Source organism: Pseudomonas sp. 39004 (assembly GCF_028682155.1).
GTDB classification, from domain to species: domain Bacteria; phylum Pseudomonadota; class Gammaproteobacteria; order Pseudomonadales; family Pseudomonadaceae; genus Aquipseudomonas; species Aquipseudomonas capeferrum.
This window is the reverse complement of record NZ_JANIAG010000090.1, coordinates 1-22390: the sequence shown is the minus strand read 5'-3', so window position 1 is coordinate 22390 and position 22390 is coordinate 1. Positions and strand designations below refer to the sequence as shown.

General features: G+C 62.8%; 20 protein-coding genes. 7 read left to right on the top strand and 13 right to left on the bottom strand.

Features of this window, described 5'->3' with window-relative positions:
* The 4 genes from NP534_RS16310 to NP534_RS16295 all read right to left on the bottom strand — a co-directional run.
* Window positions 1-1229, bottom strand: a 1229-nt coding sequence (locus NP534_RS16310) for an ATP-binding protein (RefSeq protein ID WP_274099392.1), incomplete at its 3' end; no start/stop codon positions are given.
* A complete protein-coding gene (locus NP534_RS16305) occupies window positions 1226-1894 on the bottom strand; it encodes a response regulator transcription factor (protein WP_274099391.1) in 669 nt (222 codons plus the stop codon). The genes NP534_RS16305 and NP534_RS16310, both read right to left, overlap by 4 nt.
* Window positions 1895-2209, bottom strand: coding sequence for a PepSY domain-containing protein (locus NP534_RS16300; protein ID WP_033699057.1), 315 nt, complete (start codon window positions 2207-2209; stop codon window positions 1895-1897).
* Window positions 2209-2514, bottom strand: coding sequence for a PepSY domain-containing protein (locus NP534_RS16295; protein WP_274099390.1), 306 nt, complete (start codon window positions 2512-2514; stop codon window positions 2209-2211). Before NP534_RS16295 ends, NP534_RS16300 begins: the two co-directional genes overlap by 1 nt.
* A gap of 131 nt (window positions 2515-2645) precedes the next feature.
* Here NP534_RS16295 and queD point away from each other — a divergent pair, with 131 nt between their 5' ends.
* Window positions 2646-3002 carry a 6-carboxytetrahydropterin synthase QueD gene (queD, locus tag NP534_RS16290; RefSeq protein WP_274099389.1) on the top strand — a complete coding sequence of 119 codons (357 nt, stop codon included), beginning with the start codon at window positions 2646-2648 and terminating at the stop codon, window positions 3000-3002.
* 16 nt (window positions 3003-3018) lie between these two features.
* On the opposite strand, the gene NP534_RS16285 is transcribed toward queD, so the two are convergent.
* Both NP534_RS16285 and NP534_RS16280 read right to left on the bottom strand, forming a co-directional pair.
* A complete protein-coding gene (locus NP534_RS16285) occupies window positions 3019-3546 on the bottom strand; it encodes a hypothetical protein (protein WP_274099388.1) in 528 nt (175 codons plus the stop codon).
* A 138-nt stretch (window positions 3547-3684) separates the two neighbouring features.
* Entirely contained in the window at window positions 3685-4152 is a 468-nt protein-coding gene (locus tag NP534_RS16280) for a DUF1289 domain-containing protein (RefSeq protein ID WP_274099387.1), read from the bottom strand.
* A 404-nt stretch (window positions 4153-4556) separates the two neighbouring features.
* Between NP534_RS16280 and acnB the strand changes: the two genes are divergently transcribed.
* Complete coding sequence (acnB, locus tag NP534_RS16275; RefSeq protein ID WP_274099393.1) at window positions 4557-7166, top strand: bifunctional aconitate hydratase 2/2-methylisocitrate dehydratase; 2610 nt, start codon at window positions 4557-4559, stop codon at window positions 7164-7166.
* Between the two features lie 128 nt (window positions 7167-7294).
* On the opposite strand, the gene prpD is transcribed toward acnB, so the two are convergent.
* The 6 genes from prpD to NP534_RS16245 form a co-directional block, all read right to left on the bottom strand.
* Window positions 7295-8779 carry a 2-methylcitrate dehydratase gene (gene prpD, locus NP534_RS16270; RefSeq protein ID WP_274099386.1) on the bottom strand — a complete coding sequence of 495 codons (1485 nt, stop codon included), beginning with the start codon at window positions 8777-8779 and terminating at the stop codon, window positions 7295-7297.
* A 68-nt stretch (window positions 8780-8847) separates the two neighbouring features.
* The gene (gene prpF / locus NP534_RS16265) at window positions 8848-10038 is read right to left on the bottom strand and encodes a 2-methylaconitate cis-trans isomerase PrpF (protein WP_274099385.1); all 1191 of its coding nucleotides are present in this window, start codon (window positions 10036-10038) and stop codon (window positions 8848-8850) included.
* Between the two features lie 60 nt (window positions 10039-10098).
* Window positions 10099-12687 (bottom strand): Fe/S-dependent 2-methylisocitrate dehydratase AcnD, encoded by a 2589-nt coding sequence (acnD, locus tag NP534_RS16260; RefSeq protein WP_274099384.1) that lies wholly within the window; start codon window positions 12685-12687, stop codon window positions 10099-10101.
* 77 nt (window positions 12688-12764) lie between these two features.
* Window positions 12765-13892: a bifunctional 2-methylcitrate synthase/citrate synthase gene (gene prpC / locus NP534_RS16255; protein ID WP_274099383.1), complete on the bottom strand. Its 1128-nt coding sequence runs from the start codon at window positions 13890-13892 to the stop codon at window positions 12765-12767.
* Between the two features lie 111 nt (window positions 13893-14003).
* The gene (gene prpB, locus NP534_RS16250) at window positions 14004-14894 is read right to left on the bottom strand and encodes a methylisocitrate lyase (RefSeq protein WP_033699071.1); all 891 of its coding nucleotides are present in this window, start codon (window positions 14892-14894) and stop codon (window positions 14004-14006) included.
* The gene (locus NP534_RS16245) at window positions 14891-15607 is read right to left on the bottom strand and encodes a GntR family transcriptional regulator (RefSeq protein WP_274099382.1); all 717 of its coding nucleotides are present in this window, start codon (window positions 15605-15607) and stop codon (window positions 14891-14893) included. Before NP534_RS16245 ends, prpB begins: the two co-directional genes overlap by 4 nt.
* Before the next feature lie 293 nt (window positions 15608-15900).
* Here NP534_RS16245 and rloA point away from each other — a divergent pair, with 293 nt between their 5' ends.
* The 5 genes from rloA (at window position 15901) to NP534_RS16220 (ending at window position 21299) form a co-directional block, all read left to right on the top strand.
* Window positions 15901-16437 (top strand): retropepsin-like aspartic peptidase RloA, encoded by a 537-nt coding sequence (gene rloA / locus NP534_RS16240; RefSeq protein WP_033699072.1) that lies wholly within the window; start codon window positions 15901-15903, stop codon window positions 16435-16437.
* 5 nt (window positions 16438-16442) lie between these two features.
* On the top strand, window positions 16443-17978 hold the full coding sequence (gene rloB / locus NP534_RS16235; protein WP_274099381.1) for an osmotic stress tolerance membrane protein RloB: 1536 nt from the start codon (window positions 16443-16445) through the stop codon (window positions 17976-17978).
* A complete protein-coding gene (locus tag NP534_RS16230) occupies window positions 17978-18958 on the top strand; it encodes an alpha-L-glutamate ligase-like protein (protein ID WP_033699074.1) in 981 nt (326 codons plus the stop codon). Before rloB ends, NP534_RS16230 begins: the two co-directional genes overlap by 1 nt.
* Before the next feature lie 159 nt (window positions 18959-19117).
* Window positions 19118-20461 carry an aminodeoxychorismate synthase component I gene (pabB, locus tag NP534_RS16225; RefSeq protein ID WP_274099380.1) on the top strand — a complete coding sequence of 448 codons (1344 nt, stop codon included), beginning with the start codon at window positions 19118-19120 and terminating at the stop codon, window positions 20459-20461.
* A gap of 103 nt (window positions 20462-20564) precedes the next feature.
* Window positions 20565-21299 (top strand): phosphoadenylyl-sulfate reductase, encoded by a 735-nt coding sequence (locus tag NP534_RS16220; protein ID WP_274099379.1) that lies wholly within the window; start codon window positions 20565-20567, stop codon window positions 21297-21299.
* A 108-nt stretch (window positions 21300-21407) separates the two neighbouring features.
* Here NP534_RS16220 and cysB read toward each other — a convergent pair whose 3' ends face one another.
* Window positions 21408-22382 (bottom strand): HTH-type transcriptional regulator CysB, encoded by a 975-nt coding sequence (cysB, locus tag NP534_RS16215; RefSeq protein ID WP_033699078.1) that lies wholly within the window; start codon window positions 22380-22382, stop codon window positions 21408-21410.
* Window positions 22383-22390 lie beyond the last annotated feature (8 nt).

Here is a 22390-nt window from a genome sequence, read left to right as displayed (position 1 = left end):
ATATCGCGCACGATGCCCAGCCCCAGACCATGCCCATCGACCTGTTCATCCAGCCGCGAACCGCGCTCCAGCACCTGCAGCCGCTGGGCTTCAGGAATGCCCGGGCCGTCATCGTCAACCCACAGCTGGTAACCCCCTTCACTCGGCGCGATGCCCAGGCGCACCTCGCTGTCGGCCCACTTGCAGGCGTTGTCCAGCAGATTGCCCAGCAGCTCCAGCACGTCTTCGCGATCCCAGGGCAGCAACAGCCCAGGCGGTACGTCCCGCTCAAGCACCAGGCCTTCACCGTGGATCATCCCCAACGTGCCCAACAGCCCTGGCAATTCGGCATCGCAGTCGAACTGGGCACCCGGCAAGGCGTCGCCCGCCAGGCGAGCCCGGTTGAGTTCGCGCGCCAGGCGCTGCTGAATCTGCTCAAGCTGTGCGCGCATCTGCTCACGCACGTCGGGCAGCCCCTGCAAGCGCTCGCTGGACGCCAGGCTCAGCAGCACCGCCAACGGCGTCTTCAGCGCATGGCCCAGGTTGCCCAGGGCATTGCGCGAGCGGCGCAGGCTGTCTTCGGTGTGGCTCAGCAAATGGTTGATCTGCCCCACCAACGGTGCCAGTTCCACAGGTACTTCGGCATCCAGCTGGGAGCGCTTGCCCTGTTGCAACTGGGCGATCTGCTGACGGGCTCGCTCCAGTGGGCGCAACGAGCGCTTCACCGTGATGCGCTGCAGTACCAGTACCAGTATCAAGGCCACCAGCCCCATGCCCAGGCCGATCTGCTGCATGCGCCGGAAGCCTTCGCGCACCGGTGAGTAATCCTGCGCCACACTGATTGAGATGTCCTGGCCAAGGCGTCGATAGTCAGCGCGCAGCGCCAGCAATTGCTGGCCTTCAGGGCCTAGCTCGTGGCTATCGGAAAGGCCGGGCGCAGCAGGCCTGGGCATGTCCAGGTCCCACAGCGAGCGCGAACGCCAGGTACCTTGGTCAAAGTCGATGCGAAAGTAATAACCGGAAAACGGCCGCTGGTAAGCGCCGGAAATACGCCGCTCATCCAGCTGCAACCCTGAAGGGCCACGCACCAGTGCCACCAGCAGGTTCTCGCTTTCCTTGCGCAGGCCGTTTTCCAGGTAGCGCTGCAGGCCCGCCTCGAACAACCACAGGGTGAGCTGCGCCAGCACCACGCCAACCACCACCAGCACCGCCACCAGCCCCAGGCTCAGGCGCGCCTGGATCGACTTCACGCGACGTTCCCGGCGTAGATGTAGCCTTGACCGCGACGGGTTTCGATCACACTGCGGCCCAACTTGCGACGCAGGTGATTGACGTGCACTTCAAGCACATTGGAGTCGCGCTCGGTCTCGCCATCGTAAAGGTGTTCGGCCAGGTGGCTTTTGGAAAGGATCTGCTGCGGATGCAGCATGAAATAGCGCAGCAGCCGAAACTCGGCGGCGGTCAGCTGAATATCGACCCCATCACGGCTCACGCACTGTCGGCTTTCATCCAGGTGCAAGCCGGCAGCTTCCAAGGTGGGCTGATTGGCCAGGCCGCGGGCACGGCGCAGCAACGCCTGGATGCGCAACTGCAACTCTTCCGGGTGGAAGGGTTTGCTCATGTAATCGTCGGCCCCAGCCTTCAGGCCCTCGATACGTTCGGCCCAGGAGCCGCGCGCGGTCAACACCAGCACCGGCGTGGCCAGGCCGCCGGCGCGCCACTGGGCCAGCACATCGAGCCCCGGCAAGCCCGGCAGGCCGAGGTCGAGGACAATCAGGTCGTAGGGTTCGCTCTGGCCCTGGTACACCGCATCACGGCCGTCGGCCAGCCAGTCCACGGCATAGCCGTGGCGTTGCAGGCCGGCGATCAGTTCATCGGCCAGCGGCACATTGTCCTCGACAAGCAACAGGCGCATTCAGTCGTCTTCCTCGTCTTTGAGCAGCACGCCGCTGCGGGCATCCAGCTTGATTTCGCGCACCACCCCGGCAGGGGTCAACAGCTCGACCTCGTATTCGTAGCGTCCGTGTTTTTCTTCCAGCTCTGCCTCCAGCAGACGCGCCCCGGGGTAACGCCCCAGGGCTGAGTCAAGCAATTGCTCAAGCGGCAGGATGACGCCCTTTTGCCGCAGCTCAAGGGCTTCATCCTGATCGAGGTCACGGGCAACCGCCAGCGAACAGACAGTCATCAGCGCGAGGGCCAGGTAGCGAGCCTTTCGCGGTAGCGCTTTCATCAGGTGTCCTGTTTGTCCTTCAGCACTTCACCGGTCTTGGCGTCCAGATCGACGTCCCACTCGACGTTTTGCGCATCACGCAGTTCTACCTTGAGGATGTAACGGCCGTACTCGTTCTCGAGCTCCGAATCGGTGATGGTCGAGCCCGGGTGTTTTGCCTTGGCCGTTTCGGCCAGCTTCTGCAGGGACTGGACGGTACCGGCTTTTTCAAGGCCGCTGATTTCGTGAGCCGGTACATCGGCCAGGGCAACGTTGGTACCAACAGCCAGAGCAGCGGCAGCGAACAGGGCAGTCAAAGTCTTCATGAGGTTCTCTCCTGAGAGATGTTCAAGTTGTCTAGGGGTTAAGATTACCCAGCGGTCCTTAATTCAACCTGAAAACAGCTGGCGCCATGATAAACTGCGCGCATTATTGATTCATACAGAGTTTTGAAAGCGTGGAAATCTTCAAGGAATTTACATTCGAATCGGCCCACCGCCTGCCCCACGTCCCTGCCGGCCACAAGTGCGGCCGGCTGCATGGCCACTCGTTCAAGGTTGGCCTGCACCTGACCGGCCCGCTCGACCCGCATACCGGCTGGATCCGCGATTTTTCCGAGATCAAGGCGATCTTCAAGCCGATCTACGAGCAACTGGACCACAACTACCTGAACGACATCCCAGGCCTGGAAAACCCCACCAGCGAAGTCATCGCCAAGTGGATCTGGGAGCAGGTAAAGCCGCTACTGCCGGAGCTGTCCAAAGTGCGTATCCACGAGACCTGCACCAGCGGGTGTGAATATAGCGGCAGCTGAACCCTGACAGCCGTCTTCAGGGCTTTGGGCTTCGGTGAGGGGGGACCGGAAAACGGGTGATCAGCAGGGCGATCTTGCCGCCATACCCATGCCAGTCTCCCAGGTATTGGCGCCCGAATTGCTTGAACCGCTTGAGCCTTCTTCCCGCCGGGCTTAGCAGCGCAAGGTTTGGGTACCAGACACCCCTGGCCAGATTGGCGGGCGTGAAGCCCTCGATCACCCACAAATCACTGCTCGGAGTGCCTGCCGCGATGGAAGTCGGTGCCAGCACCATCCACCGATCCCAGTTGGTTTGCATTATGTACTCAAGATTGGGCCAGGCATCAGTGTTACCGCCCTCGTAAGCAGGCCTGATCTCGTAGGCGAACTGGTTCCCCACTTTGTACACGCCGAACCAGAACACGTCGCTGAGCACGCCGTAATCACCCTCGGGGTACATGGGCTTGTGTTCGGCATAGACCCATTCCTTGCCTTTCGATGCGGCGTTCAACTCGGCCCAAAGTGGCTCCAGCCCACCGTCATTAACGGACGCAGCGTCAATCATGGCACGGCCTGGCTGCCAACATATTCGGGCACTGAAAGACAAATTAGGTTGAAAGACGAACGTACTCACCGGCGTTTCCTCAGTTGCAAAACAGGAAACGCTAATGAGCGGCGCACAGCACCATAAGAGGGAAGCCGATCACTCCATCGCCATCTTAAGGAACGCCGGAGCGATGTAGCGCTGGTAGTGCGCTTCAGACAACAGGAAGAACTCCCGGTCGATGGCATCGCGCAATTGCGGCAGTTCCCAGTCACGGAACTCAGGCAGCAGCACCATGCCGTACGCTTCCAGGTCGCGGATCATCCGCGCCCCACGGGCGATCAACTGGTAAGCCCAGCAGTATTCCGACTGATGTTCGACAAAACGGATGGCACGCTGCTCCAGTTGCTGGCGCAGCAGGCTTTTGTCGAAGACTTCCAGCTTGGCCATCATCACTTGCACCAGCAACTGCTCCAGGCGCAACCACACGGCGCGCTTCTGCGCGTCGTCGTAGCCGTTCCAGTTGATCACTTCATGGTGAAAACGCTTGCAGCCACGGCATACCGTGTCTCCGTACACCGTGGAGCACAGGCCGACGCAAGGGGTCTTGATGGACTTGTTGGACATGAAAAACAACGGCTTTGCGGAGGAATACGGGCCCATGTTAGCCCTTTGTCTAACCGGGGTCACTCGTTAAAGTCATGTTCGCCGCCTTACCTTCGGGCTTTTTTTGCCGTAGAATCATCCCGCCTTTTCAAGGCAACAATGTCCGTTGGAAGCTGTTTTCAAAGCGTCACGAGCACAGTTAATCCGGTAGAACGGCGTTGGCCCGGGCCATGCACCCTCGCATGCCCGCGCCAGCCCTCATCAGCTCCCCGTTCTGCAGGCGTAAAACTTTGAAAGCAGCTTCTGTAAGGATTCTCTGCGACCCTGGCTGGGCGGCCCAAGAAGCCGTGATTGCGCATGGGTGCATGGAATGCTGGATGAGCGTCCCGGACTCCCTTTAGGGACCACTGATGAGGGTAATAACTGTGCTTGAAGCCTACCGCAAACACATCGAAGAGCGTGCCGCCCTGGGTATCGTGCCCCAGCCGCTGAACGCCGAACAAACTGCAGGCCTGGTCGAGCTGCTGAAAAACCCGCCGGCCGGCGAAGAAGCCTTCCTCGTAGACCTGATCACCAACCGCGTACCGCCAGGGGTCGACGAAGCTGCCTACGTCAAGGCCGCTTTCCTCTCCGCCGTAGCCAAGGGCGAAGCCAAGTCGCCACTGATCGACCGCAAGCACGCCACCGAGCTGCTGGGCACCATGCAGGGCGGCTACAACATCGAAACGCTGGTCGCGCTGCTGGATGACGCCGAACTGGGCGCCGTCGCGGCCGAACAGCTCAAGCACACCCTGCTGATGTTCGATGCCTTCCACGACGTGGCCGAAAAAGCCAAGTCGGGCAACGCCCACGCCAAGGCCGTGCTGGAGTCCTGGGCTGCCGGCGAGTGGTTCACCACGCGCCCGGCCATCGCCGACAAGTACACCCTGACCGTGTTCAAGGTGCCTGGCGAAACCAACACCGACGACCTGTCCCCTGCCCCGGATGCCTGGTCGCGCCCTGACATCCCGCTGCACGCCCTGGCCATGCTGAAAATGGCCCGCGACGGTATCGAACCGCAGCAGCCAGGTTCGGTCGGCCCGCTGGAGCAGATCGAAGCGGTCAAGGCCAAAGGCTTCCCGGTCGCCTACGTCGGTGACGTCGTCGGTACCGGTTCTTCGCGTAAGTCAGCCACCAACTCGGTGCTGTGGTTCTTCGGCGACGACATCCCATACGTGCCGAACAAGCGCGCTGGTGGTTTCTGCTTCGGCACCAAGATCGCCCCGATCTTCTACAACACCATGGAAGACGCCGGCGCCCTGCCGATCGAGTTCGACTGCACCAACCTGGGCATGGGCGACGTCATCGACGTGTACCCGTACAAAGGTGAAGTGCGCCGTCACGACAGCGACGAACTGGTCACCAACTTCGCCCTGAAAACCGAAGTACTGCTGGACGAAGTCCGCGCTGGCGGCCGTATCCCGCTGATCGTTGGCCGTGGCCTGACCGAAAAAGCCCGCGCCGAACTGGGCCTGGGTGCGTCCGAACTGTTCAAGAAACCAGAGCAGCCTGCCGAATCCGACAAGGGCTTCACCCTGGCGCAGAAAATGGTTGGCCGCGCGTGCGGCCTGCCAGAAGGCCAAGGCGTGCGCCCAGGTGCCTACTGCGAGCCGAAGATGACCACCGTCGGCTCCCAGGACACCACTGGCCCGATGACCCGCGACGAGCTGAAAGACCTGGCGTGCCTGGGCTTTTCCGCTGACCTGGTAATGCAGTCGTTCTGCCACACCGCGGCTTACCCCAAGCCGATCGACGTCACCACCCACCACACCCTGCCAGACTTCATCCGCACCCGTGGCGGCGTGTCGCTGCGCCCAGGCGACGGCATCATCCACAGCTGGCTGAACCGCATGCTGATGCCTGACACCGTCGGCACCGGTGGCGACTCGCACACCCGCTTCCCGATCGGCATCTCGTTCCCGGCCGGCTCCGGCCTGGTGGCCTTCGCCGCCGCCACCGGCGTCATGCCGCTGGACATGCCAGAGTCGATCCTGGTGCGCTTCAAGGGCAAACTGCAACCCGGCATCACCCTGCGTGACCTGGTGCATGCCATCCCTTACTACGCCATCCAGAACGGCCTGCTGACCGTCGAGAAGAAGGGCAAGAAAAACGCCTTCTCCGGCCGCATCCTGGAGATCGAAGGCCTGGACGAGCTGACCGTCGAGCAAGCGTTCGAACTGTCCGACGCCTCGGCCGAGCGTTCCGCTGCCGGCTGCACCATCAAGCTGCCGGAAAAGGCCATCGCCGAGTACCTGAAGTCCAACATCACCCTGCTGCGCTGGATGATCGGCGAAGGCTACGGCGACCCCCGTACCCTGGAGCGTCGCGCCCAGGCCATGGAAGCCTGGCTGGCCAACCCTGAGCTGCTGTCGGCCGACGCCGATGCCGAGTACGCCGAAATCATCGAAATCGACCTGGCCGACGTCAAGGAGCCTGTGCTCTGCGCGCCGAACGACCCGGACGATGCCCGCCTGCTGTCTTCGGTACAGGGCGAGAAGATCGACGAAGTGTTCATCGGTTCGTGCATGACCAACATCGGCCACTTCCGCGCTGCCGGCAAGTTGCTGGAGAAGGTCAAGGGTGGCATCCCTACCCGTCTGTGGCTGGCTCCGCCAACCAAGATGGACGCTCATCAGTTGACCGAAGAAGGCTACTACGGCATCTACGGCAAGGCCGGTGCGCGCATGGAAATGCCAGGCTGCTCGCTGTGCATGGGTAACCAGGCGCGCGTGCAGACCGGTTCGACCGTGGTCTCCACCTCGACCCGTAACTTCCCGAACCGTCTGGGCGACGCGACCAACGTGTACCTGGCATCGGCCGAGCTGGCTGCTGTCGCTTCGATCATCGGCAAACTGCCGACCGTCGAAGAGTACATGCAGTACGCCAAAGACATCGACAGCATGGCTGCCGACGTCTACCGCTACCTGAGCTTCGACCAGATCGCCGAGTTCCGCGAGGCTGCGGCCAACGCCAAGATCCCAGTGGTTCAGGCGTAATCAGCGGTAAGCAGTAACAAAAACCCCGGCAGAAATGCCGGGGTTTTTTATTGGGCGCTCGGCCCTCAGGGGCGACACCCTACCAGTGGGAGCGGGCTTGCCCCGCGAAGAGGCCCGCAAAGGCAACCTCAGATCACGAACAGGTCGACAAACCTGTGCACCGCCGTCGATTCCAGCTTCTGCTGGTCCTCGCACAGCTCGAAAATCGCCTCACAACGCTGCCGCGCAAACCGCGTCGCCAGGTTTTCCCTGAACTTCGCCTCCAGCAAGGGTATGCCCTCCCTGCGCCTGCGCCGATGCCCGACCGGGTACTCGACCACCACCTGCTCGGTGCTGCTGCCATCCTTGAAGAACACCTGCAGGGCGTTGGCGATGGAGCGCTTGTCAGCTTCCAGGTATTCACGCGTGAAGCGCGGGTCCTCGACCACCTCCATCTTCTCGCGCAGGCGGTCGATGCTCGGATGGGCAGCGTGAAAGGCATCCTCGTAATGCTCAGCCACCAGATGGCCGAAAATCAGCGGCACTGCCACCATGTACTGCAGGCAGTGGTCGCGGTCGGCGGCATTGGCCAGCGGGCCACCCTTGGAGATGATGCGAATCGCCGATTCCTGGGTGGTGATGACGATGCGGTCTACCTCATGCAGGCGATTACGCACCTGCGGGTGCAGGCTCACCGCCGCCTCACAGGCGGTCTGCGCGTGGAACTCGGCCGGGAAACTGACCTTGAACAGCACGTTCTCCATCACATAGCTGGCCAGCGGCTGCGGCACGCGCAGCTCCTGCTGGGCGCTGGGCTTAAGCGCCAGGTCCTTGTTGGTATGGCTGAACGACACGTCGTAAAAGCCCCATTGCGGCGCAGTCAGCACACCCGGCACGCCCATCTCGCCACGTAGCGCGATATCGGCCAGGCGCACCCCACGGCTGGATGCATCGCCCGCCGCCCAGGACTTGCGCGAACCGGCGTTGGGCGCATGGCGGTAGGTACGCAGGGCCTGGCCATCGACGAAGGCATGGGACAACGCCGAGAGCAATTGCTCGCGGGTGGCGCCCATCAGCTTTGCGCACACGGCCGTGGAGGCCACCTTGACCAGTATCACGTGGTCCAGGCCAACGCGGTTGAAGGAGTTTTCCAGCGCCAGCACACCCTGGATCTCGTGAGCCATGACCATGGCTTCGAGCACTTCGCGCATGAGCAGTGGGCTTTCACCCTTTGCCACGTGTTTTTGCGACAGGTGATCGGCCACGGCCAGGATGCCGCCAAGGTTGTCCGAGGGGTGCGCCCACTCGGCGGCCAGCCAGGTGTCGTTGTAGTCCAGCCAGCGCACGATGCAGCCGATATCCCAGGCGGCCTTGACTGGGTCCAGCCGATACGCGGTGCCGGGCACACGGGCGCCGTCAGGTACCACGGTGCCTTCCACCAGCGGGCCAAGGTGCTTGGTACATTCAGGAAAGCGCAGGGCCAGCAGGCCGCAGCCCAGGGTATCCATCAGGCAGTTGCGCGCGGTGTCCAGCGCCTCGGGGGATTCGACCCGGTAGGTCAGGACATAGTCGGCGAGGGTTTGCAGCACCCGGTCGTAGTCCGGGCGCTCGTTGAGGTCTACGTTGGCGCTCATCATCTGCTCCCTTCAGAAGTACTGAGGCTGCTGTGCAGCCCCGCTCGAAGCCGAGCGCCAATGGTGCATCAGAAGCTATCGCCGGGCACCCTCACCCAGCCTTCCATCAGCACGCGAGCACTGCGGCTCATGATTGCCTTGGTCACCGTCCACTCGCCCTTCACCTGACGCGCTTCGGCGCCCACCCGCAAGGTGCCCGAGGGGTGGCCGAAACGCACGGCACTGCGCTCACCCCCGCCTGCGGCGAGGTTGACCAGCGTGCCCGGAATGGCAGCAGCGGTACCGATGGCCACTGCGGCAGTGCCCATCATTGCGTGGTGCAGCTTGCCCATGGACAACGCACGCACCAGCAGGTCGATGTCAGCCGCCGCGACAACCTTGCCACTCGACGCAGTGTAGGTGGTCGGCGGGGCGACGAAGGCCACTTTCGGTGTGTGCTGACGCCCGGCCGCCTGGTCGACATGCTCGATCAGGCCCATGCGCACGGCGCCATAGGCGCGAAGGGTCTCGAACCGCAGCAGCGCTTGCGGGTCGCCGTTGATCGCGTCCTGCAGCTCGGTACCGGTGTAGCCGATATCGCCCGCATTGATGAAGATGGTCGGGATCCCTGCATTGATCAGGGTCGCCTTGAAGGTACCCACACCGGGCACTTCCAAGTCGTCCACCAGGTTGCCGGTGGGGAACATCGAGCCCCCGTCGCCGTCTTCATCGGCAGCCGGGTCGAGGAACTCCAACTGCACCTCGGCGGCCGGAAAGGTCACGCCATCGAGCTCGAAATCGCCCGTTTCCTGAACTTCACCTTCGGTGATCGGTACCTGGGCGACGATGGTCTTGCCGATGTTGGCCTGCCAGATCCGCACGGTGGCCATGCCGTTGCGCGGCAGGCGCGACGGATCCACCAGGCCGCTGCTGATGGCGAACGAGCCGACAGCGGCAGACAGGTTGCCGCAGTTACCGCTCCAGTCGACGAAAGCCTTGTCGATGCTAACCTGGCCGAACAGGTAGTCGACATCGTGCTCGGGCTTGATGCTGCGCGAAAGAATCACCGTCTTGCTGGTGCTCGAAGTGGCGCCGCCCATGCCGTCGATCTGCTTGCCGTAGGGGTCCGGGCTGCCAATGACCCGCAACAGCAGCGCATCCCGGGCTGGGCCCGGGACCTGCGCCTGTTCGGGCAGGTCTTGCAGGCGGAAGAATACGCCCTTGCTGGTACCGCCACGGATGTAGGTGGCGGGGATCTTGATTTGTGCTGCATGTGCCATTGCTGTGCCGTCCTGTCTGAAAATGCAATAACCCTTGGGGCCGCTGCGCGGCCCCAGCCGTCAAGCGGAGGCTTCGAGGAAGTCCTGGGCAAAGCGCTGCAGCACCCCACCCGCCTCGTAGATCGACACTTCCTCGGCAGTATCCAGGCGGCAAGTCACCGGCACCTCGACCCGCTCACCGCTGCGACGCGTCACCACCAGGGTCAGGGTCGCGCGTGGCGTGCGCTGGCCCAGCACATCGTAGGTCTCGCTGCCATCGAGCGCCAAGGTATTGCGGTCGGTCCCCGGCTTGAACTCCAGCGGCAGCACGCCCATGCCCACCAGGTTGGTACGGTGGATCCGTTCGAAGCCTTCGGCGACGATCGCCTCGACACCGGCCAGGCGCACGCCCTTGGCTGCCCAGTCACGCGACGAGCCCTGGCCGTAGTCGGCACCGGCAACAATGATCAGCGGCTGCTTGCGCTCCATGTAGGTTTCGATCGCCTCCCACATGCGGGTCACCTTGCCTTCTGGCTCCAGACGCGTCAGCGAGCCCTGCTTCACACTGCCATCTTCCTTGCGCACCATTTCGTTGAACAGCTTGGGGTTGGCGAAGGTGGCGCGCTGCGCAGTCAGGTGGTCGCCACGGTGAGTGGCGTAGGAGTTGAAGTCCTCTTCCGGCAGGCCCATCTTCGCCAGGTATTCACCCGCCGCACTGTCCAGCATGATGGCGTTGGACGGCGACAAGTGATCGGTGGTGATGTTGTCCGGCAGCACCGCCAACGGGCGCATGCCACGCAGGCTGCGCTCACCGGCCAGGGCACCTTCCCAGTACGGCGGACGGCGGATGTAGGTGCTCATCGGGCGCCACTCATACAGCGGCGCAACCTTCGGCCCGCGGTCCTCCTCGATGGCGAACATCGGGATGTAGACCTTGCGGAACTGCTCCGGCTTGACCGCCGCACGCACCACGGCATCGATCTCTTCATCGCTCGGCCAGATATCCTTGAGGCGGATTTCCTGGCCGTCGACCACCCCCAGAACGTCTTTTTCGATGTCGAAGCGGATAGTACCGGCGATGGCATAGGCCACCACGAGCGGCGGCGAGGCCAGGAAGGCCTGCTTGGCGTAAGGGTGGATGCGCCCGTCGAAGTTGCGGTTGCCCGACAGCACGGCAGTGGCATACAGGTCGCGGTCGACGATCTCCTGCTGAATCACCGGGTCCAATGCACCGGACATGCCGTTGCAGGTGGTGCAGGCGAAAGCGACGATGCCAAAGCCCATCTGCTCCAGCTCTTTCTCCAGCCCCGCTTCTTCCAGGTACAGCTGCACCGCCTTGGAGCCCGGCGCCAGCGAAGACTTGACCCAAGGTTTGCGCGCCAGGCCGAGCTTGTTGGCATTGCGTGCCAGAAGGCCTGCGGCTATCACGTTGCGCGGGTTGCTGGTGTTGGTGCAACTGGTGATGGCGGCGATGATGACCGCGCCGTCCGGCATTTGCCCGGGCACTTCCTCCCAGGCCCCGGCGATGCCCTTGGCCGCCAGCTCGCTGGTGGCAACGCGGGCGTGCGGGTTGGATGGGCCGGCCATATTGCGCACCACGCTCGACAGGTCGAAGCTCAGGGTGCGCTCGTAGACGGCGCCGCCCAGGCTGTCGGCCCATAGGCCGGCGGTCTTGGCGTAGGTTTCTACCAGCTTGACCTGCTGATCCTCGCGGCCGGTCAGCTTCAGGTAGTCGATGGTCTGCTGGTCGATGGCGAACATCGCTGCAGTGGCGCCATATTCCGGGGCCATGTTGGAGATGGTCGCACGGTCGCCCAGGGTCAGGGCGCGGGCGCCCTCGCCGTGGAATTCCAGATAGGCACCGACGACTTTCTGTTTACGCAGGAATTCGGTCAGGGCCAGCACCAGATCGGTGGCGGTGATGTTCGGCGCCAGCTTGCCGGTCAGCTCGACGCCGACGATTTCCGGCAGGCGCATCCACGAGGCACGGCCGAGCATCACGTTCTCGGCTTCCAGGCCGCCGACACCGATGGCGATCACGCCCAGGGCGTCGACATGCGGGGTGTGGCTGTCGGTGCCGACACAGGTGTCCGGGTAGGCCACGCCGCGGTCGCTGTGGATGACCGGCGACATCTTCTCCAGGTTGATCTGGTGCATGATGCCGTTGCCCGGCTGGATCACATCGACGTTCTTGAACGCCTTCTTGGTCCAGTTGATGAAATGGAAACGGTCTTCGTTGCGGCGGTCTTCGATGGCGCGGTTTTTCTCGAACGCCTGCGGGTCGAAACCACCACACTCGACGGCCAGGGAATGGTCGACGATCAGTTGCACCGGCACCACCGGGTTGACCTGAGCCGGGTCACCGCCCTTGTCGGCAATGGCGTCACGCAGGCCGGCCAGGTCGACCAGGGCAGTCTGGCCGAGGATGTCGTGGCACACCACACGGGCCGGGAACCAGGGGAAGTCGAGATCGCGCTTGCGCTCGATCAACTGAGCCAGGGAGGCGTCGAGGGTGCTCGGGTCGCAGCGGCGCACCAGGTTTTCGGCGAGCACGCGGGAGGTGTACGGCAGGCCGTCGTAGGCGCCGGGCTTGATCGCCTCGACCGCCGCGCGGGCATCGAAGTAGTCCAGGTCGGTGCCTGGCAGATTCTTGCGGTATGCGGTGTTCATATAGTTATCAGGCTCGGTCACGGTAGTCGGTAGGTCTGGCCGTCGGGGCTGCGTTACAGCCCGCAACGGCCTTCAACTCAACGCTGTTCGATCGGCACGAACTGGCGCTGTTCGACGCCGACATACTCGGCGCTCGGGCGGATGATGCGGTTGTTGGCACGCTGCTCGAAAACATGCGCCGCCCAGCCGGTCAGGCGCGAGCAAACGAAGATCGGGGTAAACAGCTTGGTCGGGATGCCCATGAAGTGGTACGCCGACGCGTGGTAGAAGTCAGCATTGGGGAACAGGCGTTTCTGCTCCCACATGGTCCTGTCGATGGCTTCGGAAACCGGGTACAGCACCTTGTCGCCGACCTCGTCGGCCAGCTGCTTCGACCAGCCCTTGATCACCTCGTTGCGCGGGTCGGACTCTTTGTAGATGGCATGGCCGAAGCCCATGATCTTGTCCTTGCGCTCCAGCATCCTCAGCAGTTCGGCCGTCGCGTCCTGCGGGCTCTGGAAGCGCTCGATCAGCTCCATCGCCGCTTCGTTGGCACCGCCATGCAGTGGGCCGCGCAGCGAGCCAATGGCAGCGGTGATGCAGGAGTACAGGTCGGACAGGGTCGAAGCGCACACGCGCGCGGTGAAGGTCGATGCGTTGAACTCGTGCTCGGCGTAGAGGATCAGCGACACGTTCATCACTTTGACGTGCAATTCGCTGGGCTTCTTGCCGTGCAGCAGGTGCAGGAAATGCCCGCCCAGGGTGTCTTCATCGCTGGTGCAATCGATGCGCACGCCATGGTGGGTGAAGCGGTACCAATAGCACATGACCGCCGGGAACAGCGCCAGCAGGCGGTCGGTCTTGTCGTGCTGGGCGTCGAAGGTCAGTTCCGGCTCCAGGGTACCCAGCAGCGAACAGCCGGTGCGCATCACGTCCATCGGATGGGCGTCGCGCGGGATGCGCTCGAGCACTTCCTTGAGGGCTTGCGGCAGGTCACGCAGGCCCTTGAGCTTGTGCTTGTACTCGGCCAGCTCGGCGCTGCTTGGCAGTTCGCCGTACAACAGCAGATAGGCCACTTCCTCGAACTCCGCCCCAGCCGCCAGGTCACGGACATCGTAGCCGCGGTAAGTCAGGCCGGCACCGGCCTGCCCGACGGTCGACAGCGCGGTCTGGCCGGCCACCTGGCCACGCAGGCCTGCGCCACTGAGTACTTTTGCTTCGGCCATGGTGTTTCTCCTTTCTTGAATTTGTTATGGATTGCTTTCTGGCTAATTCGGCGTGCCTGTGCCGGCCTGTTCGCGGCTAAACCCGCTGCCAAAGGGGGCCAGCACCATCACTTATCCTTTCTTCTGCGCAAACAACGCATCGAGGCTCTGCTCGAAGGCGTGATAACCAATGGCGTCATAGAGCTCCATGCGGGTTTGCATGGTATCGATCACGTTCTTCTGGGTGCCGTCGCGACGCAGCGCGGTGTACACATTTTCGGCCGCCTTGTTCATGGCCCGGAAGGCCGACAGCGGGTACAGCACCAGCGACACGTCGACCGACGCCAGCTCTTCGGTGGTGTACAGCGGCGTGGCACCGAATTCGGTGATATTGGCCAGGATCGGCGCCTTCACGCGGTCAGCGAAGGTCTTGTACATCGAAAGCTCGGTGATGGCCTCCGGGAAGATCATGTCGGCGCCCGCCTCGACGCAGGCAGCGGCGCGGTCCAGGGCAGCATTCAGGCCTTCGACGGCCAGGGCGTCGGTACGCGCCATGATCACGAAACTGTCATCGGTACGCGCATCGACGGCGGCCTTGATCCGGTCGACCATCTCCTGCTGGGTGACGATTTCCTTGTTCGGGCGATGGCCGCAGCGCTTGGCACCCACCTGGTCCTCGATATGGATGGCGGCAGCGCCGAACTTGCACATCGATCGCACCGTACGTGCCACGTTGAACGCCGAGGCGCCAAAACCGGTATCGACATCCACCAGCAGCGGCAGGTCGCAGACATCGGTGATGCGGCGCACGTCGGTGAGCACATCGTCCAGGCCGCTGATACCCAGGTCCGGCAGGCCGAGCGAGCCGGCAGCAACACCGCCACCGGACAGGTAGATGGCCTTGAAACCGGCGCGTTTGGCCAGCAGGGCATGGTTGGCGTTGATCGCGCCGACCACCTGCAAGGGGTGTTCGGCGGCAACCGCGTCGCGGAAACGTTGGCCGGGCGTGCTCTTCACAGTCATGAATCACCTCGTGGGCTGTTGTCGTTGGCGTCCAGGTAGTGACGCTCGATGTTGCGTTTGGACGCGCCGATGTGGCGGCGCATCAGGAGTTCGGCCAGTTCACCGTCACGGTCGGCGATGGCATCGAGGATCCGGTGGTGCTCGGCAAACGCCTGGCGCGGCCGATTGGGCGTGGCGGAGAACTGGATGCGGTACATGCGCACCAGTTGGTACAGCTCGCCGCAGAGCATCTTGACCAGGGTCTGGTTGCCGCTGCCCTGGATGATCCGGTAGTGGAAGTCGTAGTCGCCTTCCTGCTGGTAGTAGCCGACACCAGCCTGGAACGCCGCATCGCGTTCATGGGTGTCGAGCACCCGGCGCAGCTCGTCGATATCGGCCTGGCTCATGCGCTCGGCGGCCAGGCGGCAGGCCATGCCTTCGAGCGATTCGCGGATTTCGTACAGCTCGATCAGCTCGGCGTGGTTGAGCGACACCACCCGCGCCCCGACATGCGGCACGCGCACCAGCAGGCGCTGGCCTTCGAGCCGATGGATGGCTTCGCGCAGCGGCCCGCGGCTGATGCCGTAGGTGCGCGCCAGCTCCGGCTCGGAGATCTTGCTGCCCGGGGCGATCTCGCCCTTGACGATGGCCGCCTGGATTCGCCGAAAGACGTTTTCGGACAAGGTTTCCGTTTCGTCTGCCAACGCGGGGCTGGGAGTGGAAAGGTCCAGCATATTGTCGACACCCTGATAATCACATGGCCAGAAATTAGCTAATTAAGCGCTATCAGTCAAAGACAAAATCAATATTGTCGACAATCGTCTAAGAACGAACTAACCCTGCCCGGCCGCTGTCAGATCGCGACGCGCTGGCGTCAAGACGTCGGCGTGATAGAATGCCGCGCCTCCGACGGAGTATGGATAGCGTGTCTGTCATCTATTCATGTTGTTGACAGATGAACGAGGAAGCTTGCGCAGTCGTTGCCAGTCGCCTTGCCCCGAACCCTGCACAGTACCGCGCCAGGACTATGAGACTTACACCCGTTTTATTGCTGCTATGCCTCACCCTGCTGCCGGCCATCGGCCAAGCGGCGGGCAAGACCGTGTACGGTCTCAACGAATACGCACAGTTGGGCGACCTTGACCTGGAAGTGGCCGCCAAGCTCGACACCGGCGCCAAGACCGCCTCGCTCAGCGCCCGCGACATCAAGCGCTTCAAGCGCAACGGCGAGAGCTGGGTACGCTTCTACCTGGCCATCGATGCCGCCCATTCGCATCCGATCGAGCGCCCCCTTGCGCGCGTCAGCAAGATCAAGCGACGGGCAGGCGACTACGATGCCGAATCGGGCAAGGCCTATACCGCGCGCCCGGTCATCGAACTCGAAATCTGCATGGGCCAGGCCCTGCGCACCATCGAAGTCAACCTCACCGACCGCAGCGCGTTCCAGTTCCCGCTGCTGATCGGTTCCGAGGCGCTCAAGCACTTCGACGCGCTGGTCGACCCAAGCCTTAAATACGCGGCCGGCAAACCTGCCTGTGCCACCGACGCTCCCAAAGCAGAGTAATCCCGATGCGCTCTCTTACCCTCCATCTGAAAGTCCTGATCACCGTGCTGGTGTTGCTGGGCGTGGCGGTCACGGCTTATCAGATCTTCTTCCTCGGCATCCCGGTGACCGAAGATGAAACCGACGATCTGTGGAACATCGACGCCAAGGTCGAGTTCGTGGCCAGCACCAAAGACCCGGTCAAGGTGCAGATGTTCGTCCCGCCGCTGAACCGCGACTACGTCAGCCTCAACGAGAGCTTCATCTCCAACAACTACGGGGTGAGCGTCAACCGTGCCGACGGCAACCGCAAGGTGACCTGGTCGGCACGCCGCGCCAGCGGCAACCAGACCCTCTACTACCGCCTGGTGCTGACCAAGCGCTACAGCAACGAGAAGACCACCGTCAAAGGCCCGACCTTCCGTGACAGCCTGGCTGTCGAAGGCCCCGAGAAAATCGCCGCCGAAGCCCTGATGGCGCCGATCCGCCAGCATTCGGCCGACGTCGAGACCTTCGTCAGCGAGACCATCAAGCGGGTCAACAACCTCAACGACGACAACGTCAAGCTGCTGCTGGCCGGCGACACCTCGGCCATGAAGAAAGCCCAGGTCATCGACCTGCTGCTGTCCATTGCCCACGTGCCGATGGAAAAGGTCCACACCATCCGCCTGGTCGCCGACACCCCGCAGACCCCGGAGCTGTGGCTGCGCAGCTTCAACGGCAACGACTGGCTGTACTTCAACCCGGACACCGGCGAGCAGGGCCTGCCCAGCGACCGCCTGCTGTGGTGGACCGGTGACGACAACCTGATCAGCGTCGATGGTGGCAAGAAAGCCAACGTCACCTTCAGCATGAACAACAGCGAGATGAACGCCATCCGCCTGGCCAAGCTGACCGACGAGAACACCGACGCCGACTTCCTCGAATACTCGCTGTACAGCCTGCCGCTGCAGACCCAGCAGACCTTCATGATCATGGTGATGATCCCGATCGGCGTGCTGGTGATTCTGGTCCTGCGCAACCTGATCGGCCTGCAGACCCTGGGTACCTTCACCCCGGTACTGATTGCCCTGGCCTTCCGTGAAACCCAGTTGGGCTTCGGCATCGTGCTGTTCACGGTGATCACGGCGCTGGGCCTGTCACTGCGCTCGTACCTTGAACACCTCAAGCTGCAGATGCTGCCACGCCTGTCGGTGGTGCTGACCTTCGTGGTGGTGCTGATCGCCGCCATCAGCCTGTTCAGCCACAAGCTGGGCCTGGAGCGCGGGCTGTCGGTGGCGCTGTTCCCGATGGTGATTCTGACCATGACCATCGAACGCCTGTCGATCACCTGGGAAGAGCGCGGCGGCGGCCATGCCATGAAAGTGGCTATCGGCACCCTGTTCGCAGCGTCCGTGGCGCACCTGTTGATGATGGTGCCGGAGCTGGTGTACTTCGTCTTCACCTTCCCGGCGGTGCTGCTGATCCTGGTGGGCTTCATGCTGGCGATGGGCCGCTACCGCGGCTACCGCCTGACCGAGCTCGTTCGCTTCAAAGCGTTCCTGAAGAAGGCTGACGCCTGATGTTCGGACTGATCAAGACCTGGAAAGCCCTGGAGGCCCGGGGCATCATGGGTATCAACCGGCGCAACGCGGACTATGTCCTGAAGTACAACAAGCGCCACCTGTACCCGATCGTCGACGACAAGATCATCACCAAGGAGCGCGCACTCGCAGCGGGCATCCATGTGCCGGAAATGTACGGCGTCATCGAGACCGAGAAAGAGATCGAAAAGCTCGACCAGATCATTGGCGGGCGCAGTGATTTCGTCATCAAGCCGGCGCAAGGCGCCGGCGGTGACGGCATCCTGGTGATCGCCGATCGCTTCGAAGACCGTTACCGCACGGTGTCGGGCAAGATCATCAGCCACGAAGAGATCGAGCATCAGGTCTCGAGCATCCTGACCGGCCTGTATTCACTCGGCGGCCACCGCGACCGTGCGCTGATCGAATACCGGGTGACACCGGACCAGATCTTCAAGAGCATCAGCTACGAAGGCGTACCGGACATCCGCATCATCGTGCTGATGGGCTACCCGGTCATGGCCATGCTGCGCCTGCCGACGCGCCAGTCCGGCGGCAAGGCCAACCTGCACCAGGGCGCCATCGGCGTGGGTGTCGACCTGGCAACCGGCGTGACGCTGCGTGGCACCTGGCTGAACAACATCATCAGCAAGCACCCGGACACCACCAATGCGGTGGACGGCGTTCAGTTGCCCAACTGGGATGGCTTCATGAAGCTCGCAGCCGGCTGCTACGAGCTGTGCGGCCTGGGCTACATCGGTGTCGACATGGTGCTGGACCAGGAGAAGGGGCCGCTGATCCTGGAACTCAATGCCCGCCCGGGCCTGAACATCCAGATTGCCAACGACTGCGGGCTGACCCAGCGCACCCATGCCATCGAGGCGCACATTGAAGCACTGGCCAAGGATGGCCTGACCGAAGATGCCGAACAGCGTGTTCGCGTATCGCAAGGGCTGTTCGGGCACGTGCATCCGCACTGACAGCCTGCCGCTATACAGACCTTCGCGGGCTCACCTGCGAAAGCCTGTATAGCGGCACCGGCGCGCAATCGAAAGGTTTAATGTCGCGCCCAGCGCTAGGCGCTTTTCCTACACAGGTCTACAATCGCCCCCCTCGCTTTTACATCGCCGTCCACACTGATGCCGACCTGTACGCTCTACCCCCTGCCCTACCAGCCTGATCCCGCTGCCTATTTCGCCCGCCTGCGCCAGGCACCCGGCGCGATCCTGCTCGACAGCGCCCGCCCCGGCGCCGAACGCGGGCGCTATGACTTGTTGAGCGCCTGGCCCTTGCACTATCTGCAAGCGCAAACAGACGAGGACGGCCGCGCGTTCCTCCAACGCCTGCGTGCAGGGCTGGCGCAACTCGGCCACGCCGAATTGCCCAATGGGGTGCAGTTGCCGTTTGCCGGCGGCCTGATCGGCTACCTCAGCTACGACTTCGGCCGCCGCCTGGAGCAACTGCCCAGCCTCGCCGCAGACGACCTCAACCTGCCCGATGCCCAGCTGGGGCTGTATGACTGGGCGCTGGTGACCGATCACCAGTTAGGCACCAGCCAACTGGTGTTCCACCCCCACCTTGCAGCTGACGAGCGCGAGCGCCTGATCACCCTGTTCCACGCAGCGGATGCCCCTGCGGGTGGCAAGTTCCACCTGCTCGCCGCCATGAAGGGCGATTTGCAACCCGCGCAATACGAGGCAGCGTTCAACCAGGTACAGCGGTATATCCAGGCCGGCGATTGCTACCAGATCAACCTGACACAACGTTTCCGCGCCCCCTGCGAAGGCGACCCGTGGCGCGCCTATCAGGCGCTGCGCAAGGCGTGCCCAACGCCGTTCTCCGGCTACCAGCAACTGGCCGATGGCAGCGCACTGCTGAGCTTTTCCCCGGAGCGCTTCATCCGCGTCAGCCAGGGGCTGGTCGAGACCCGCCCGATCAAAGGCACCCGCCCGCGCGCAAGCGACCCGGACGAAGACGCCCGCAATGCCGAAGAGCTGCTGCACAGCCCCAAGGACCGCTCGGAAAACCTGATGATCGTCGACCTGCTGCGCAACGACCTGGGCCGCACCTGCCAGATCGGTTCGGTCAAGGTGCCCGAGCTGTTCAGCCTGGAAAGCTACCCCAACGTGCATCACCTGGTCAGCAGCATCACCGGGCAACTGGCCAGCGACAAGGATGCCCTGGACCTCATCGGCGACAGCTTCCCAGGCGGCTCGATCACCGGGGCACCCAAGATCCGCGCCATGCAGATCATCGACGAACTGGAGCCTACCCGCCGCGCCCTGTATTGCGGCTCGCTGCTGTACATCGACGTACGCGGCGAAATGGACAGCTCGATCGCCATTCGCAGCTTGCTGGTCAAGGATGGGCACGTCAGCTGTTGGGGAGGTGGCGCGGTGGTGGCAGATTCGAACTGGGAGGCGGAGTATGAAGAGTCGATTGCCAAGGTACGGGTGCTGATGCAAACCCTGCAACAGCTCTGACCCGGCGCCACAAGCCCCTATGCCGGGCGTCTAACCCCGTATTTTTTGTTACCATCACCCTATTACGAGCGCAGAGCGCCACAGCCAAGATGGAAACCGCCTGATGAGCCAACCCTTCGACGTCGCCGCCCTCGCCGCGACCTATGCCAACAAGTCCCCGCAGGACATCCTCAAGCTCGCCTTCGAACACTTCGGCGACGACTTGTGGATTTCTTTCAGCGGCGCCGAAGACGTGGTACTGGTCGACATGGCCTGGAAGCTGAACAAGCAGGTCAAGGTGTTCAGCCTAGACACCGGCCGCCTGCATCCGGAAACCTACCGGTTCATCGACCAGGTCCGCGAGCAGTACAACCTGCCGATCGAACTGCTCAGCCCCGATCGCAGCAAGCTCGACCCGTTCGTCAAGGAAAAGGGCCTGTTCAGCTTTTACAAGGATGGCCATGGCGAGTGCTGCGGCATCCGCAAGATCGAGCCTTTGCGCCGCAAACTGGCCACGGTAAGTGCCTGGGCCACCGGCCAACGCCGAGACCAGAGCCCGGGCACCCGCAGCCAGGTGGCGGCATTGGAAATCGACAGCGCCTTCTCGACCCCCGAGCGTACGCTGTACAAGTTCAACCCGCTGGCACAGATGAGCAGTGAAGAAGTCTGGGGCTACATTCGCATGCTCGAACTGCCTTACAACAGCCTGCACGAACGCGGCTTCATCAGCATTGGCTGCGAGCCGTGCACACGCCCGGTGTTGCCGAACCAGCATGAGCGCGAAGGCCGCTGGTGGTGGGAAGAGTCAACCCAGAAGGAATGCGGGCTGCACGCTGGCAACCTGATCAGCAAGGCTTGAAGCAGCGTCTAGTCACAAGTCGCAAGCTGCAAGAAAAAAAGAGCAGCCCGCGCACGGCCTGCTCTTTCTTGAAGCTTGAAGCTTGAAGCTTCAAGCTTGAAGCTGCTTTCAGTGCACCGGCAGCTCGACGCCGTCGAACAGCTCTTCGAGCTCCTGCTTGTTATGGCACTGAATGGCCTTGGCCATCACTTCACGGGTCAGGTGCGGGGCAAACTTCTCGATGAAGTCGCACATGAAGCCACGCAGGAAGGTGCCACGGCGGAAGCCGATCTTGGTGATGCTGGCCTCGAACAACTCGCTGGCATCCAGGGCCACCAGGTCGCTGTCGAGCTTGGTGTCGACTGCCATCTTGGCGACGATACCGACACCCAACCCCAGGCGCACGTAAGTCTTGATCACGTCGGCATCCGCTGCGGTGAACACGACCTTCGGCGTCAGGCCGCGATGGTTGAAAGCCTCGTCCAGCTTCGAACGGCCAGTGAAGCCGAACACGTAGGTAACGATAGGGTATTCGGCGACCGCTTCCAGGGTCAGCTTCGGCAGCTTGGTCAGCGGGTGCCCCTGTGGTACCACGACGCAGCGGTTCCACTTGTAGCACGGCATCATGATCAGGTCGCCGAACAGCTCCAGCGCCTCGGTGGCAATGGCGAAGTCGACAGTGCCATCAGCGGCCATCTCGGCAATCTGCATGGGCGAGCCCTGGTGCATGTGCAGGGCCACTTCCGGATACTGCTTGATGAAACTGCTGATCACCGGCGGCAGCGCATAGCGTGCCTGGGTGTGGGTGGTGGCGATGGACAGGGTGCCCTTCTTCTCGTTGGAGAATTCCTGGGCGATCTGCTTGATGCTCTCGACCTTGCGCAGGATCTCGCCAGCAGTATTGATGATGCGCTCACCGGCCGGGGTGACGCGGGTCAGGTGCTTGCCGCTGCGGGCAAAGACTTCAACACCCAGCTCATCCTCGAGCAGGCGGATCTGCTTGCTGATACCTGGCTGGGAGGTATACAGGCTCTGCGCCGTCGCGGAGACGTTGAGGTCGTGGTGCGCCACTTCCCAGATGTAGCGCAGTTGTTGAAGCTTCATAGGTTTCC

Excerpts from the sequence above, each read along its gene's own strand:
- NP534_RS16305 (WP_274099391.1), bottom strand. The coding sequence starts at position 1,894 with ATGCGCCTGTTGCTTGTCGAGGACAATGTGCCGCTGGCCGATGAACTG.
- NP534_RS16300 (WP_033699057.1), bottom strand. The coding sequence starts at position 2,209 with ATGAAAGCGCTACCGCGAAAGGCTCGCTACCTGGCCCTCGCGCTGATG.
- NP534_RS16295 (WP_274099390.1), bottom strand. The coding sequence starts at position 2,514 with ATGAAGACTTTGACTGCCCTGTTCGCTGCCGCTGCTCTGGCTGTTGGT.
- NP534_RS16285 (WP_274099388.1), bottom strand. The coding sequence starts at position 3,546 with ATGATTGACGCTGCGTCCGTTAATGACGGTGGGCTGGAGCCACTTTGG.
- NP534_RS16280 (WP_274099387.1), bottom strand. The coding sequence starts at position 4,152 with ATGTCCAACAAGTCCATCAAGACCCCTTGCGTCGGCCTGTGCTCCACG.
- prpD (WP_274099386.1), bottom strand. The coding sequence starts at position 8,779 with ATGAGCGCCAACGTAGACCTCAACGAGCGCCCGGACTACGACCGGGTG.
- prpF (WP_274099385.1), bottom strand. The coding sequence starts at position 10,038 with ATGGCACATGCAGCACAAATCAAGATCCCCGCCACCTACATCCGTGGC.
- acnD (WP_274099384.1), bottom strand. The coding sequence starts at position 12,687 with ATGAACACCGCATACCGCAAGAATCTGCCAGGCACCGACCTGGACTAC.
- prpC (WP_274099383.1), bottom strand. The coding sequence starts at position 13,892 with ATGGCCGAAGCAAAAGTACTCAGTGGCGCAGGCCTGCGTGGCCAGGTG.
- prpB (WP_033699071.1), bottom strand. The coding sequence starts at position 14,894 with ATGACTGTGAAGAGCACGCCCGGCCAACGTTTCCGCGACGCGGTTGCC.
- NP534_RS16245 (WP_274099382.1), bottom strand. The coding sequence starts at position 15,607 with ATGCTGGACCTTTCCACTCCCAGCCCCGCGTTGGCAGACGAAACGGAA.
- rloA (WP_033699072.1), top strand. The coding sequence starts at position 15,901 with ATGAGACTTACACCCGTTTTATTGCTGCTATGCCTCACCCTGCTGCCG.
- rloB (WP_274099381.1), top strand. The coding sequence starts at position 16,443 with ATGCGCTCTCTTACCCTCCATCTGAAAGTCCTGATCACCGTGCTGGTG.
- NP534_RS16230 (WP_033699074.1), top strand. The coding sequence starts at position 17,978 with ATGTTCGGACTGATCAAGACCTGGAAAGCCCTGGAGGCCCGGGGCATC.
- pabB (WP_274099380.1), top strand. The coding sequence starts at position 19,118 with ATGCCGACCTGTACGCTCTACCCCCTGCCCTACCAGCCTGATCCCGCT.
- NP534_RS16220 (WP_274099379.1), top strand. The coding sequence starts at position 20,565 with ATGAGCCAACCCTTCGACGTCGCCGCCCTCGCCGCGACCTATGCCAAC.
- cysB (WP_033699078.1), bottom strand. The coding sequence starts at position 22,382 with ATGAAGCTTCAACAACTGCGCTACATCTGGGAAGTGGCGCACCACGAC.